We start from the raw sequence: 15,269 nt of genomic DNA, 5'->3' as shown, positions 1-15,269 counted from the left end.
CGTTTTTCAATATGTTTTTATTGATTTTCGATATTTTATTCTTCCGTTTCAGAATTCTCAATCTCTTCCACAGAATCGTCCTTGTTCATCTGCTCCCGCACCTTCGCGATACTTGCGACCGATACATTTTCGGAATCCACGTTCATAAGCTTCACGCCGGATGCGATACGGCCTACGATGGAAATACCGCCGCAGGGAATCCGGATAATGATTCCCTCTGTGGTAATCAGCATTACCTCATTGTCCTCGTTGACTGCCTTAGCGCCGACCACATTTCCGGTCTTATCGGTGATCTTATAGCACTTCACGCCCTTGCCGCCACGGTTCTGTACCGTAAACTCATCCATGCCGGTTCGCTTACCCAGACCCTTTTCGGATACTACCAGAAGATACTCGCCCTGGCTGCGCACCTGCATAGCCACGATTTCGTCCTGATCGGTCAGATTCATACCAATGACGCCCATGGACGCGCGACCGGTGGCTCTCACGTCTGTCTCGCGGAAACGGATGCACATACCATACTTGGTAATCAGGAATACGTCCTGCTCATTGTTGGTATATTTTACCTCGATCAGCTCGTCATTATCTCGGAGGTTGATCGCAACCAGTCCGGATTTCTTCACATTGGCGTATTCCCGGATAGCCGTTTTCTTCACCAGGCCGTTTCTAGTGGCCATGAACAGATACTTGCCTTCCTCGTACTCCTTGATGGGAATCACCGCTGTGATCTTCTCTCCCGGCTGCAGAGACAGAAGGTTGATAATCGCGGTTCCTCTCGAAGTCCGGCTGGCCTCCGGAATCTCATAGCCCTTCAGACGGTAAACCTTACCGGTATTGGTAAAGAACATGATGTAATGGTGGGTAGTGGTCATCATCAGATCCTCAATGTAATCCTCATTGATGGTCTGCATACCCTTGATTCCCTTGCCGCCACGGTTCTGGCTTTTGAAATTATCCGTGGTCATACGCTTGATATAACCCAGATTGGTCATGGTAATAACCACGTCCTCCTCCGGAATCAGATCCTCCATGGACAAATCAAATTCGTCAAAGCCGATGCTGGTCCGGCGATCGTCGCCGTATTTATCTGCAATTACGGTAATCTCTTCCTTGATGACGCCCAGCAGCTTTTTCTCATCTGCCAGAATTCCCTTCAGGTAATCAATCTGCTCCATCAGCGCCTTATATTCTGCCTCCAGCTTCTCCCGTTCCAGACCGGTCAGTGTACGCAGACGCATATCTACGATAGCCTGTGCCTGTACATCGTCCAGTTCAAAGCGATCCATCAACTTCTGCTTCGCCTCCGGCGTAGACCGGGAGCCGCGGATAATCCGGATTACTTCGTCGATATGATCCAGGGCAATCAGCAGACCCTTTAAGATATGGGCGCGCTCCTCCGCCTTGTTCAGATCGTATCTGGTACGGCGGGTCACTACGTCTTCCTGGTGAAGCAGATAATACTTCAGCATATCCAGAAGATTCAGCACCTTCGGCTCGTTATTTACCAGAGCCAGCATAATCACGCCGTAGGTATCCTGAAGCTGTGTGTGCTTATACAGCTGATTTAAAATTACATTGGCGTTGGCGTCCTTACGGAGCTCAATGTTGATCCGCATGCCTTCCCGGCTGGATTCATCGCCAATGTAGGTGATACCGTCGATCCGCTTCTCCTTTACCAGCTCGGCGATCTTCTCGATCAGCCGCGCCTTATTGACCATATAGGGAAGCTCTGTTACCACGATACGGCTCTTGCCGTTGCTCATGGTCTCTATATTGGTAACCGCGCGCACCCGGATCTTGCCCCGGCCGGTACGGTATGCCTCCTCAATGCCGCGGGTTCCGAGAATCTCCGCGCCTGTGGGAAAATCCGGTCCCTTGACAATCTTTAAGATTTCTTCGATGGTGGTATCCCGATCCTCTTCGATCCGGTTATCGATAAGCTTCACCACCGCCTTTACCACCTCGCGCAGGTTGTGGGGCGGAATGTTGGTGGCCATACCGACTGCGATACCTGTGGTTCCGTTGACCAGCAGATTAGGGAAACGGGAGGGCAGCACAGCAGGCTCCTTCTCGGTTTCATCGAAGTTCGGTACAAAGTCTACGGTATTTTTATTGATGTCCGCCAGCATTTCCATGGAAATTTTACTCAGGCGGGCCTCTGTATATCGCATTGCCGCAGCGCCGTCACCGTCCACGGAACCAAAATTTCCGTGTCCGTCTACCAGCGGATAACGGGTGGACCAGTCCTGGGCCATATTAACCAGGGCTCCGTAGATGGAGCTGTCTCCATGGGGGTGATATTTACCCATGGTATCGCCGACGATACGCGCGCACTTTCTGTGGGGCTTATCCGGTCCGTTATTCAGCTCGATCATGGAATAAAGCACACGCCGCTGTACCGGCTTTAAACCGTCCCGGACATCCGGAAGGGCACGGGCAGCGATTACGCTCATGGCATAATCAATATAACAATCCTCCATGGTCTTTTTCAAATCCACGTCATGGATTTTGTCAAAGATATTGTCTTCCATTTTCTATTCTCCCTTACTAGGTTACGGACGTTCAGCCGCGCCAGGGCTGAACTGTTAAATGTCTAAGTTTTTCACGTATTTTGCGTTGGTTTCGATGAATTCCCGTCTCGGCTCTACCTTATCGCCCATCAGGGTATTGAAGGTCAGATCGATCTCCGCGGAATCCGCGTCCTCCATGGTTACGCGCTTCAGGATACGCCGCTCCGGATCCATGGTGGTCTCCCAGAGCTGCTCGGCGTCCATCTCACCCAGACCTTTATAACGCTGGATCTTGTTGTTGGTATCACGGCCTACCTCATTCAAAATATCGGCAAGCTGCTGATCACTGTAGGCATACCAGACCTTTTTGTTCCGCTCCAGCTTATAGAGAGGCGGCTGGGCCAGATATACATAGCCCTCCTTGATGAGATCCGGCATAAATCTGTAAATAAATGTAAGAAGCAAGGTGCTGATATGCGCGCCGTCCACATCGGCATCGGTCATCAGAATGATCTTGTGATACCGAAGCTTGCTGATATCAAAATCATCATGAATACCGGTACCAAAGGCGGTAATCATAGCCTTGATCTCCGCATTGGCGTAAATCTTATCCAGACGGGCCTTTTCCACGTTCAGAATCTTACCGCGCAGGGGCAGGATCGCCTGGGTCGCGCGGGAACGGGCCGTCTTGGCGGAGCCGCCTGCGGAATCTCCCTCTACGATGTAGATCTCGCAGTTCTCCGGATTCTTATCGGAGCAGTCTGCCAGCTTTCCGGGCAGAGCCATACCATCGAGAGCGGTCTTTCTTCTGGTCAGGTCGCGGGCTTTTCTCGCTGCCTCACGGGCACGCTGGGCCAGAATGGATTTTTCCAGAATCACCTTGGCTACCATGGGATTCTGCTCCAGGAAAATCATCAGCTGCTCGGAAACCACGTTATCCACGGCTCCACGGGCTTCGCTGTTACCCAGTTTCTGCTTGGTCTGACCCTCGAACTGGGGCTCGCCGATCTTAATGCTGATGATGGCAGTCAGTCCCTCGCGGATATCATCGCCGTTCAGACTGGGCTCGCTGTCCTTCAGGAGCTTATTTTTCCGCGCGTAATCATTGAAGGTCTTGGTCAGCGCGTTTTTAAAGCCGGTCAGATGGGTGCCACCCTCCGGAGTATTGATGTTATTTACAAAGCTGTAGCAGTTCTCCGTATAAGAATCATTGTGCTGCAGCGCCACCTCTACAACCACATCATTTACCGTACCCTCGCAGTAAATGATCTGATCGTACAGGGCCGTCTTTGATCGGTTCAGGTAGCTTACAAACTCCTTGATACCGCCCTCATAACAGAACTCCTTCTTGTACTGGGGCTCCTGGCGATCATCACGGAGAATGATATTCAGGCCCTTGGTCAGAAAAGCCATTTCCCGCAGACGTACCTTCAGCACATCATAATCGTAAACAGTCTCCTCAAAGATCTCTTTATCCGGCAGAAAACTTACCTGGGTACCGGTTTTCTCCGGATCGCATTCTCCGATTACCTTCAGCGGCTCTACCACATGGCCTCTCTCATACCGCTGGAAATAAATCCTGCCCTCGCTGCAGATACGAACCTCCAGCCATTCGGAAAGAGCATTGACTACGGAGGCTCCTACGCCGTGCAGACCTCCGGACACCTTGTATCCTCCACCGCCGAACTTTCCGCCTGCATGAAGCACGGTAAAGACCACCTCCACCGCCGGAATGCCGGCCTTGTGATTGATTCCCACCGGAATGCCGCGTCCATCGTCAGTAACTGTAATAGAATTATCCTTCTGAATCGTCACGTCAATATTTTTGCAGAAGCCTGCCAGGGCCTCATCCACGGAATTGTCTACAATCTCATAAACCAGATGATGAAGTCCACGGGAGGAGGTGCTTCCAATGTACATACCAGGTCTCTTCCGGACTGCTTCCAATCCTTCCAAAATCTGGATTTGATCTGCTCCGTATTCTGCGCTCATTTCCAATCCTCCTATTGCTTATTTTAAGTTCCTAATTTCCGCTGTATACAGCGCCCTCGACCACACGGAAAACCCGGTTGATCGAAAACCTGTGATTTACAAACTCATCCAGACCCGTACAGGTTATCATGGTCTGAATATCATGAATACTGTCTAATAAATAGTTTTGCCGGTTATGATCCAGTTCAGACAACACATCGTCCAAAAGTAAAACCGGCGTATCGTGAATCACCTGTTTGACCAGTTCGATCTCCGCTAACTTCAGGGAAAGGGCCGCTGTCCGCTGCTGTCCCTGGGAACCGAATTTCCGAATATCGACACCGCCGATGGCGAACATCAGATCGTCCCGATGAGGACCCACATTCGAGGTCTTCATGCGGATATCCCGATCCCGACTCCGGGTAATAGCATCGTAAAGCTCCTCCGCTCCCACATGTTTCTCGTAGGAAAGCGTCAGCTCCTCTTTACCGCCGGAAAGCTTTTCATGGATTCCGCGAATGATTTCTCCCAGAGACTCAATAAAAGCATTCCTGCTTTCAATGATCTTTTTACCATATTCTGCCATCTGTATATCCCAGATATCCAAGGTATCCTTAAGCTCGGGCCGGAAGCTCAGATCCTTTAAGAGCTTATTGCGCTGCACCACGATGCGATTGTAGTTGGCCAGATGGTGAAGATATACTTTATCAAGTTGACATAACTCCATATCCAGGAATCGTCGGCGCTCCCCGGGACCCTGTTTGATAATGCTTAAGTCCTCCGGAGAAAAAAATACGAAATTGGCAATGCCGAAAAGCTCGCTGGCCTTCCGAATCGGTACCCCATTGATGGCGATGCCCTTGGTCTTGTTTTTCTTCAGGTGAATATCAATCTGATATTCGATCTCACCCTTTTTCACAAAGGTTCGAAGATGCCCTTCGTCCTCGCCGAAAAGAATCATATCCCGATCCCGGCTGCCCTTGTGGGATTTAGTGGTTCCGCTTAAATACACGGCTTCCAGTATATTCGTCTTTCCCTGAGCATTGTCGCCGTAGAAAATGTTGGTTTTTGCATCAAAATGAAGCTGTAATTCCCTGTAATTTCGGAAATTCTTCAGTTCCATGGATTCAATGATCATACGATTTTATAATCCTGCCCCTGATAGGTAAAAATATCGCCCTTGTGGAGTTTGCGGCCTCTGCGCTCCTCCACTTCGCCGTTTACCTTTACATTGCCGTCCACGATCTCGTACTTAATATCCGATCCCAGGGAAAGGATACCAGCCAGCTTCATGGCCTGGCCCAGCCGGATAAATTCATCGCGGATCGCTACTTCGATATATTCCATAATATCTCCTTTATACAGAAGCGCTGCTGAAGTTTACCGGAAGAATCAGATAAATATAAGATTCCTTCTCATCCCGGATAAAGCAGGGCGCTTTGGGATTTACCAGATACAAGGTCACCATTTCGTCGTCGATGACGCGCAGGGCGTCGATCATAAACTTCGGATTGAAGCCGATCAGAATGTCCTTACCCTCTTTTTCTATGACGATCTCCTCGTTCATGGAACCCACGCCGGAGGTCAGCTTCAGGCGCATTTCTCCATCCTCGATCTGGATGATGATGGGCTTCTTGTCACTCTCGCGGATCAGCAGGGTCGCACGATCGATACAGTTCAGAAGTTCCTTCTTATTGACCCTTACCTTGGTCTCATAATCCGTGGAAAGCATCTGCTCGATGCGGAAATACTCGCCCTCGATCAAACGGGATACCACGGTGGTCTCATCAAACTCAAATACGATGTGATTCTTGGTGAAGAACAGATTCACCAGAGCTTCCAGCTCGCCGGAGAGAATCTTGCTGACTTCGATCAGAGTCTTGCCGGGTACGATCACCTTTCTCGGCTGATATTCCCCTTTCAGCTCCAGATTCCGGATGGATACACGATGACCGTCCAGAGAAACCACCTTTAAGTGATTGCCACTGATCTCAAAGAGCTCACCGGTCATCATTTTATTGCTTTCATTATCAGAAATGGAAAAAATAGTCTGTTTAATTACTTCCCGGAGACTGAATTGAGAAACTACCACCGGCTCCGCCTTTTCAATATAAGGGAGATAAGAGAAATCCTCACCGGATTTTCCTGCGATGCTGAAGCGTGCCTTTTCACAACAGATCAGCATCTGGAAATTAGCGTCGGTTTCGATGGTAACGTCATTGTCCGGAAGCTTTCTTACGATTTCGGAAAAAATCTTGGCGTCAATGGCAATGATTCCTTTTTCCCGGATATCTCCTTCGATCACGGTTTCAATACCCAGCTCCATGTCGTTGGCTGTCATTTTGATCTGTCCTGTAGATGCATCAATTAAGATGCATTCCAGAATGGACATGGTTGTCTTGGAAGGAACTGCTTTCAAAACAATATTAACACCCTTTAAAAGGTCTGATTTTTTGCAGACAAACTTCATAATGTGTATAACTCCTTTCAGATGCTCCCCGGAGGGGGATATAGATAAATATATAAAATAATCCGTCGTATCCGTAGTAGGGACTGTGAATATGTTGATAAGTGGTCTGAGGCCTTTAAAATCAAGGCTTCAGGCAAAGGATAACTATGTGAAAAAGTACTGTATAACTGACCCTGAACGGAAGGGGTTATACACATGGCCCAAACCGGCAAAAGGTTTTCCCCACAGGATCAACATACTTGTCCACAGCAAAATGTTGATAAGTCCGTGGATCAGTTGGGGCTTATTTTTTTTCGGATAGTTCCGATGGTGCGGATAGTGGAATCATTGTTCTGTAGTTCCTTTTCGATTTTCTCAACCCCGTGCATGACAGTGGTGTGGTCGCGGCCCCCCATGATGTCGCCGATTTTCTTCAGCGTCGTGCCGTTTTCCTTGCAGAGGTACATGGCAATCTGACGGGGGTAGGCGATATTGGCGGTACGCTTGTTGCTGTAGATGTCGGCAGGCGTAATATGGAAATGCTCCGCCACGATCTCGATGATCAGCTCCGGCGTCACTTTCCGGCTCTCGCCCGGAGAAATAATATCCTTGATGGCTTCCTCAGCCAGCAGCATATCGATAGGCCGTTTTTCCAGGGTGGAAAGGGCGATCAGACGGTTGAAGGCACCCTCCAGCTCACGGATGTTGGACTTGATATTCGTAGCGATATAGGTAATGATGTCGTCGTCGATATGATAGCCTTCCAGTTCTTCTTTTTTCCGCAGGATGGCCATTCTGGTCTCGAAATCCGGGGAAGACACATCGGCGATCAGACCGCATTCAAAACGGGTCCGCAGACGTTCCTCCAGCGTCTCAATATCCTTGGGTGGCCGGTCACTGGAGATGATGATCTGCTTATTGGCCGTGTGAAGGGCATTGAAGGTATGGAAGAATTCCTCCTGCGTACTCTCCTTACCGATGATGAACTGCACGTCGTCGATGAGCAGTACGTCGATGTTGCGGTATTTCTCACGGAAGCGGGTCATACCGGAGGGATCGCCCATTCGCAGGGTTTCGATCAGCTCGTTGGTGAAGTACTCACTGGTGACGTAGAGCACTTTCATATTGGGATTTTCCTTTAAAATATGGTTGGCAATGGCGTGCATCAGATGGGTTTTTCCCAGTCCTACGCCTCCATGCAGGAAAAGAGGGTTATACACTTTACCGGGTGTCTCGGCAACGGCCAGGGACGCGGCGTGGGCAAACTTGTTGTTGCTGCCGACCACAAAGGTGTCGAAGGTAAACTTCGGGTTGATATTGGATTTTTCAAAATCCGGACTGTTCACCGGGCGCTCTGCGGGCGCAGCGGCAGAAGAAGCAGGCACTTCCGTGATTTTCTGCTCCATGGCTTCTTTCTCAGTGATGAATTCTACTTCGTATTTCTCGCCGGTAAATTCGGCAATGGCCACAAAAATCGGCGTCTTAAATTTGGAATTCAAATACGTAATCATCTGTTCGCCCATGGGAACGATGATCTTCACTACATGATTGTCAGTGCTGTAGACTGTCAGTGGGAGCAGCCAGGTCTCAAAGGAAATATCCGAAAGTTCATGTTCCTTCCGGACGTGTTCGAGAATTTCGCTCCATTTTTCTTTTATCAGATTCATCATTTATCTCCTCAGTGCCCAAAAAGAGCAATTTATCCTATAATCAATAATATACCAAATCAGAACTGCGATCAAGCAGAAAAATCAGGTTATCCACTTATTATCCACATTTTATCCACATCTTGTGGATAACTCAAAAACAGCCACAAGATATATAAAATCCGGGAAGAAAATGAATTTTAGCGCCAAATTGCTTGACTTTATGGGCTTTTATGAATATAATTGAAATGATATTTTGTAGATAGGAGGTGTAGGCACCATGAAGATGACATTTCAACCGAAGAAAAGATCCAGAGCAAAGGTTCACGGATTTAGAGCTAGAATGAGCACTCCTGGCGGAAGAAAGGTATTAGCTGCCAGAAGATTAAAGGGAAGAAAGAAATTATCCGCGTAGGCCGCATATATGTGGCCTTTTTTTCTCTTTAAGTTTGTAGAGACTTTAAGTGGAGAGTGTATGAGGTATCCGCATTCAGAATCTTTGAAAAAGAACCGGGATTTTCAGCTTTTATATAAGGAAGGAAAGTCCCGTGCCAACCGTTATCTGGTACTATATGTGAAGGAGAACGGTCTGGAGAAGAATCGTCTCGGTGTTTCTGTCAGCAAAAAGGTTGGCAACAGCATTGTGCGGCACAGAATCACCAGATTGATTCGGGAAAGTTACAGACTGCATGAAGACATGTTCAATAGTGGTTTGGACATGGTAGTCATCGCAAGGGTCAGCGCGAAGGATCGGGGAATGAGAGAGATCGAAAGCGCGCTGCTTCACTTGGGAAAGCTTCAGGGAGTTTTAAAAAAAGAATGAAAATTGTATTGATCAGATTGATTCAATTTTATCAGAAATATCTATCGCCGATGAAACGTACAAAGTGTCCTTATTATCCCAGCTGCTCTCAGTATGGTCTGGAAGCTATTCAGAAATACGGAGCTGTCAAAGGAAGCGTTCTTGCCGCCTGGAGAATTTTAAGATGCAACCCGTTTTCCAGTGGTGGATATGATCCCGTACCATAGTTAAGGAGGATTCATTCATTGACAGGTTTATTTTTGACCCGGAACGCGACGCCGATTTTAAGCCAGTTTGCGGCAATTCTGGGATGGTTGATTGAGCGTATTTTTGATTTACTGTATTCCATGGGAACACCCAGCGTAGGTCTGGCCATTATTTTATTTACCATTGTGGTATACACTCTGATGATTCCGCTGACTTATAAGCAGCAGAAGTTTGCCAGAATGTCTGTCCGCATGAATCCGGAGATTCAGGCCATTCAGAAGAAGTATCAGGGTAAGCAGGATCAGGTATCCATGGTAAAGATGCAGGACGAGATGAAGGCTGTGTACGCAAAGTACGGCACATCCCAGACGGGAAGCTGTCTGCCGCTTCTGATTCAGTTGCCGGTTCTGCTGGCTGTATACCGGGTGGTATACGCAATTCCGGCTTATGTAGATAAGGTAAAAGCTGCTTACTATCCGCTGGTTACTGAGCTGATGAACAGCAAGGGTGCCCAGGACATCATTATGGGTCTGAAGAGTGCGGCGCAGTTCAAGAAGCAGGGCTTTACTGAGAACACCATCATTGACGTACTGAATAAAGCGTCCACTGCAGAGTGGGACAGCGTAGCAGCCGCATTTCCGGACTTAAGCTCCGTTATGGAGACAGCGCGTCAGACTCTGGACGGTTTTAATAATTTCTTTGGACTGAATATCGCCAATTCCCCGTGGTACAGCGCAAAGCAGTATCTGGGTGAGCATAATTATCTGTTCCTGCTCGCGGCTATCGCAATTCCGGTACTGGCAGGTCTGACCCAGTGGATGAGCGTCCGTCTGATGCCCCAGGCAGCAGCCAATGGCGGCGACGATTCCAACAACGAGATGATGCAGTCCATGAAGGCCGTGAACAACTTCATGCCGCTGATGTCCGTATACTTCTGTGCGGTGCTTCCCGTAGGTGTGGGTCTGTACTGGGTTATGAGCGGTGTGGTTCGTATGGTCCAGCAGCTCGTGATTAACAAGTATCTGTCCAAGATGGATATTGATGAAGAAATCAAGAAGAACATCGAGAAATATAACCGCAAGCGCGAAAAGGACGGTTTGCCGCCTGAGAAGCTGAACAACGTGGCAAGAACCAGCGTAAAATCCGTGAATAAAAAGCCGGAGCTGAGTGCCGCAGAGCGCGCAAAGCAGATTCAGGATTCTACCGAATTCTATAAGAACACCGAGGCAAAGCCGGGAAGTCTGGCAGCCAAGGCAAGAATGGTAGAAAAGTTTGACGAGAAGAACAAGAAGAAATAAAAGACGGGGGTGTCTGATATGGAAAGTATTGAGGTTTCCGCAAAAACAGTCGAGGATGCGGTTCTGGAAGCAGCGATTCAGCTTGGAACCACCAGAGACAAGGTCGCTTACGAAGTAATCACACAGCCCACATCCGGTTTTCTTGGAATCGGCGGAAGAAAGGCTGTTATTCGTGCCCATCAGAAATCCGATGAGGAGATTGAGGCCAAGCTGAAGGCTGATAAAGAGATGGAGAAGCTTCTGGAGCGTGTCAATGAGAAAAAAGAGACTCCGAAGCCGGTTGAACCGGTAAAGAAGGCAGAAGCGCCGAAAAAGCCGGAGAAGCCTGCAGAAGTAAAGAAACCGGCTGCACCGAAAGCTGAGGCACCGAAGGCAAAACCGGAGGTAAAGAAAGAGGAGAAGAAGGAAGCTTCCGCTCCCGTACCGGCTCCGAAGCCGGAGAAGCCGGCTATTCCGGTAGATACCGCTCCGGTTGAGAAGTTTCTGAAGGATGTATTTGGCGCCATGGGTATGGAAGTGACCGTAGCTATCACCCAGAATCCCCAGGAGAGAGAAATGAATATCACCCTGGACGGTGCGGATATGGGCGTTCTGATCGGTAAGAGAGGTCAGACACTGGATTCTCTCCAGTATCTTTCCAGCCTGGTGGTTAATAAGAATACCGAGGATTATATCCGTGTAAAGGTGGATACTGAGAATTACAGGGAACGCAGAAAGGCAACTCTGGAAAATCTGGCAAAGAACATTGCCCAGAAGGTAAAGAGAACCAGAAAACCGGTATCCTTAGAGCCCATGAATCCCTATGAGAGACGGGTGATTCATTCCGCGCTTCAGAATGACAAGTTTGTATGCACGCATAGCGAAGGTGAGGAGCCTTATCGCCGCGTGGTGGTTACCTTAAAGGAAGGCGTAAAGCTGGACAACTACGGTAACCGGAACAGAGGACGTTATAATCGAAATTATAATAAGAAAAAGGAACGCTAAGGCGTTCCTTTTTCTCTAAACGGAGTTAAGACAGGACATGAATCATACAGATACGATAGCAGCAGCTGCGACGGCCATGGGAAGCGCCGGGATCGGTATTATCCGAATCAGCGGTACGGACGCCTTTGCGGTGTTGGAGAAAGTATTTCGACCGAAAAACGAAAAAAAGGTAATGAGTGAACAGCCTGGTTATACGGTGCATTACGGCATGGCCGTAGATGGCGAACAGGTACTGGACGAGGTGCTGGTGATGCTGATGCGTGGTCCCCACAGCTATACGGCGGAGGATACGGCGGAGATCGATTGTCACGGCGGACGGCTGGTGATGCAGAAGATTCTGGAGGCCGTGTTGAAAAATGGCGCCAGAGCCGCGGAGCCGGGGGAGTTTACCAAACGGGCATTCTTGAACGGGCGGATGGATCTGTCCCAGGCAGAGGCCGTCATGGATTTGATTCAGTCGAAAAATGAAATGGCTCTCAAATCATCTCTGGCCCAGCTTAAGGGAAACGTGCGGCAGGAGATCGAGAAGCTGCGGGCACAGATTCTATATGAGATGGCCTTTGTGGAAGCAGCGCTGGATGATCCGGAGCATATCAGCCTGGATGGGTACAGCGAGGAGCTTCTGGAAAAAATGCGGGGAATTGCCGCAGAAGTGGAGAGGCTGCTGAAAAGTTCAGAGAGTGGACGGATGCTGAAGGAAGGAATCAAGACCGTTATCCTGGGTAAGCCCAACGCGGGAAAATCATCCCTTTTAAATGTACTTCTGGGGGAGGAACGCGCCATCGTAACCGAGATTGCCGGAACCACCCGGGATGTGCTGGAGGAGCAGCTGCAGCTCGGGGAGGTATCTTTACAGCTTCTGGATACGGCCGGAATCCGTTCCACTGAAGATGTGGTAGAGCAGATCGGTGTGGAGAGGGCCAGAAAACAGGCGGAGGATGCGGATTTGATCCTCTATGTGGCGGACAGCTCCCGGGTGCTGGATGAGAGCGACGAGGAGATTCTGAAGCTGCTGGAGGGTAAAAAAGCATTAGTGCTGCTGAATAAATCAGATCTGGCTCCGGTGATTACGCCGCAAATCATGCGGGAGAGGACAGGTCATCCGGTTCTGGTGATTTCCGCAAAGGAAGGAGCGGGCATTCAGGAGCTGGAAGAAAAGATAAGAAGTCTGTTCTTCCGGGGAGAAGTGGATTTTAATGATGAGGTGCTGATCACGAATCTGCGCCAGAAGCAGGCGCTTATGGATGCATCCAAGAGCCTTTCCATGGTGATCGAGAGCATCGAAAATGGAATGCCGGAGGATTTCTTTACGATAGATTTGAAAGATGCGTATACTTCGCTTGGGTTTATCATCGGCGAGGAGATTGGCGATGATCTGGCAAACGAGATATTTGGAAAATTCTGTATGGGAAAATAAAAGGTGATCAGGCTGAAGCATTTGGTGCAAAAATGGCGTAATCACGATAATTTAGATATGAGATCAGGTGATGAATATGAAGAATGTATATCGGGAAACCTGTCAGGTAGTAGTAGTGGGCGCAGGCCACGCAGGCTGTGAGGCTGCTCTTGCCTGTGCAAGAATGGGACTGGAAACGATTATCTTTACAGTAAGTGTGGACAGCATCGCATTGATGCCCTGCAATCCCAACATAGGCGGAAGCTCCAAAGGACATCTGGTGCGGGAAATTGACGCGCTGGGCGGAGAAATGGGTAAAAATATTGACCGGACCTTTATTCAGTCGAAAATGCTGAATGTATCTAAGGGACCGGCAGTTCATTCCCTGCGGGCGCAGGCGGACAAGGCGGAATACAGCCGCAGTATGCGCCGGGTACTGGAGAACACGGACCATCTGTCTATTGTGCAGGCAGAGGTGGCGGAAATCCTGGCAGAGGATGGCGTCGTCAAAGGCGTGAAAACTACCTCGGGAGCCATCTATGAGTCTCAGGCAGTGGTACTCTGTACCGGAACCTATCTGCGGGCGCGCTGTATCTATGGTGATATCAGCAATTACACAGGGCCGAACGGTCTGCAGGCAGCGACCCATCTGACAGATTCTTTAAAAAAGCTGGGGATTGAGATGTATCGTTTTAAGACCGGAACACCGGCCCGTGTAGATAAGCGTTCCATTGATTTCAGTAAAATGCAGGAGCAGCTTGGGGATGAGGAGATTGTGCCGTTCTCCTTTACGACCGATCCGGATGAGATTCAGAAGCCCCAGATTAGCTGTTGGCTGACCTATACCAATGAGAAGACCCATCAGATTATCCGGGATAATCTTGATCGCTCTCCTCTGTATTCCGGTATGATCGAGGGAACCGGTCCCCGGTACTGTCCGTCCATTGAGGACAAGATAGTACGCTTTGCCGATAAGAACCGGCATCAGGTATTTCTGGAGCCGGAGGGCCTGTATACAAACGAAATGTATGTGGGCGGCATGTCCAGCTCTCTTCCGGAGGATGTGCAGCACGCCATGTATTCCTCAGTGGCCGGTCTGGAGCATGTGCGGATCGTACGAAATGCCTATGCCATTGAGTATGACTGTATCGACGCAAGACAGCTCTATCCGACCCTGGAATTTAAAAAGCTGCACGGCCTGTTCAGCGGCGGTCAGTTTAATGGCAGCTCCGGATATGAGGAGGCGGCGGCTCAGGGTCTGATCGCAGGAATCAACGCGGGGCGAAGCGTGCTTGGCGAAGAACCGCTAATCCTGGATCGCTCCCAGGCCTATATAGGCGTTCTGATCGACGACCTGGTAACGAAGGAAAATAGGGAGCCTTATCGAATGATGACGTCCCGTGCCGAATACCGTCTGCTTCTGCGACAGGATAACGCGGATCTGCGTTTGACGAAGATTGGCCATGAGATGGGACTGATTTCCGAGGAGCGGTATCAGAAATTGCTAAAAAAGGAGCGGCAGATTGCGGAGGAAATTGCGAGGGTAGAGAAGGTCTTCGTGGGAACATCTGAGAAAGTGCAGGAGCTTCTGGTCGAGCATGGCAGTACACCGCTGAATTCCGGTATTTCTCTGGCGGAGCTGATTAAGCGACCGGAGCTCAGCTATGAGATCCTGGCGCCATTGGATCCGCAAAGGCCGGAGTTGATGCGCGGCGTGGTCGAGCAGGTAAATATCCATATGAAATACGATGGCTATATTCAGCGACAGATGAGACAGGTAGAACAATTCCAAAAATTGGAAAATAAAAAGATTCCGGAAGATTTGAATTATGACGATGTGCCCAGTCTGCGGACAGAAGCAAGGCAAAAGTTGACGGCGGTACGGCCCTTGTCTATCGGACAGGCGTCGAGAATTTCGGGCGTGTCGCCAGCGGATATATCGGTGCTGTTGGTGTGGCTGGAGCATAAAAAATAAATAGAATGGATACTGATATAAATGTAAAAAT

Annotated in this window: 13 protein-coding genes; 7 read left to right on the top strand and 6 right to left on the bottom strand. The window is 49.3% G+C overall.

What is annotated here, in order from left to right:
- Positions 1–35: 35 nt before the first annotated feature.
- From gyrA to dnaA, 6 genes are all read right to left on the bottom strand, one after another.
- Complete coding sequence (gyrA, locus tag ACESZP_RS14575) at positions 36–2,531, bottom strand: DNA gyrase subunit A (RefSeq protein ID WP_178038075.1); 2,496 nt, start codon at positions 2,529–2,531, stop codon at positions 36–38.
- 54 nt (positions 2,532–2,585) lie between these two features.
- Positions 2,586–4,502, bottom strand: a complete 1,917-nt coding sequence (gene gyrB / locus ACESZP_RS14570; protein ID WP_178038074.1) for a DNA topoisomerase (ATP-hydrolyzing) subunit B — start codon at positions 4,500–4,502, stop codon at positions 2,586–2,588.
- Between the two features lie 31 nt (positions 4,503–4,533).
- Positions 4,534–5,619 (bottom strand): DNA replication/repair protein RecF, encoded by a 1,086-nt coding sequence (gene recF / locus ACESZP_RS14565; RefSeq protein WP_178038073.1) that lies wholly within the window; start codon positions 5,617–5,619, stop codon positions 4,534–4,536.
- A complete protein-coding gene (locus ACESZP_RS14560) occupies positions 5,616–5,828 on the bottom strand; it encodes an RNA-binding S4 domain-containing protein (RefSeq protein ID WP_178038072.1) in 213 nt (70 codons plus the stop codon). Before ACESZP_RS14560 ends, recF begins: the two co-directional genes overlap by 4 nt.
- A gap of 10 nt (positions 5,829–5,838) precedes the next feature.
- The gene (gene dnaN, locus ACESZP_RS14555; protein ID WP_499709473.1) at positions 5,839–6,951 is read right to left on the bottom strand and encodes a DNA polymerase III subunit beta; all 1,113 of its coding nucleotides are present in this window, start codon (positions 6,949–6,951) and stop codon (positions 5,839–5,841) included.
- 272 nt (positions 6,952–7,223) lie between these two features.
- Positions 7,224–8,597, bottom strand: a complete 1,374-nt coding sequence (gene dnaA / locus ACESZP_RS14550) for a chromosomal replication initiator protein DnaA (RefSeq protein ID WP_178038081.1) — start codon at positions 8,595–8,597, stop codon at positions 7,224–7,226.
- Positions 8,598–8,856: 259 nt separating this feature from the next.
- Here dnaA and rpmH point away from each other — a divergent pair, with 259 nt between their 5' ends.
- The 7 genes from rpmH to mnmG all read left to right on the top strand — a co-directional run bounded on the left by rpmH (position 8,857) and on the right by mnmG (position 15,238).
- Positions 8,857–8,991 (top strand): 50S ribosomal protein L34, encoded by a 135-nt coding sequence (gene rpmH / locus ACESZP_RS14545; protein WP_158361287.1) that lies wholly within the window; start codon positions 8,857–8,859, stop codon positions 8,989–8,991.
- Between the two features lie 60 nt (positions 8,992–9,051).
- The gene (rnpA, locus tag ACESZP_RS14540) at positions 9,052–9,399 is read left to right on the top strand and encodes a ribonuclease P protein component (RefSeq protein ID WP_349164558.1); all 348 of its coding nucleotides are present in this window, start codon (positions 9,052–9,054) and stop codon (positions 9,397–9,399) included.
- Complete coding sequence (yidD, locus tag ACESZP_RS14535) at positions 9,396–9,605, top strand: membrane protein insertion efficiency factor YidD (protein WP_178038069.1); 210 nt, start codon at positions 9,396–9,398, stop codon at positions 9,603–9,605. Before rnpA ends, yidD begins: the two co-directional genes overlap by 4 nt.
- 18 nt (positions 9,606–9,623) lie before the next feature.
- A complete protein-coding gene (locus ACESZP_RS14530; protein WP_178038068.1) occupies positions 9,624–10,883 on the top strand; it encodes a membrane protein insertase YidC in 1,260 nt (419 codons plus the stop codon).
- A gap of 18 nt (positions 10,884–10,901) precedes the next feature.
- The gene (gene jag / locus ACESZP_RS14525) at positions 10,902–11,867 is read left to right on the top strand and encodes an RNA-binding cell elongation regulator Jag/EloR (protein WP_499709471.1); all 966 of its coding nucleotides are present in this window, start codon (positions 10,902–10,904) and stop codon (positions 11,865–11,867) included.
- A gap of 37 nt (positions 11,868–11,904) precedes the next feature.
- Positions 11,905–13,284, top strand: coding sequence for a tRNA uridine-5-carboxymethylaminomethyl(34) synthesis GTPase MnmE (gene mnmE, locus ACESZP_RS14520; RefSeq protein ID WP_499709469.1), 1,380 nt, complete (start codon positions 11,905–11,907; stop codon positions 13,282–13,284).
- A gap of 76 nt (positions 13,285–13,360) precedes the next feature.
- Entirely contained in the window at positions 13,361–15,238 is a 1,878-nt protein-coding gene (gene mnmG / locus ACESZP_RS14515; protein ID WP_178038065.1) for a tRNA uridine-5-carboxymethylaminomethyl(34) synthesis enzyme MnmG, read from the top strand.
- Positions 15,239–15,269: the final 31 nt, after the last annotated feature.

This window comes from Candidatus Dorea massiliensis AP6 (assembly GCF_964245105.1).
In the GTDB taxonomy this organism is placed as follows: Bacteria; Bacillota; Clostridia; order Lachnospirales; family Lachnospiraceae; genus Laedolimicola; species Laedolimicola intestinihominis.
Note: the sequence above shows the minus strand (reverse complement) of the source record. Positions and strands in the feature narration are given on the sequence as shown.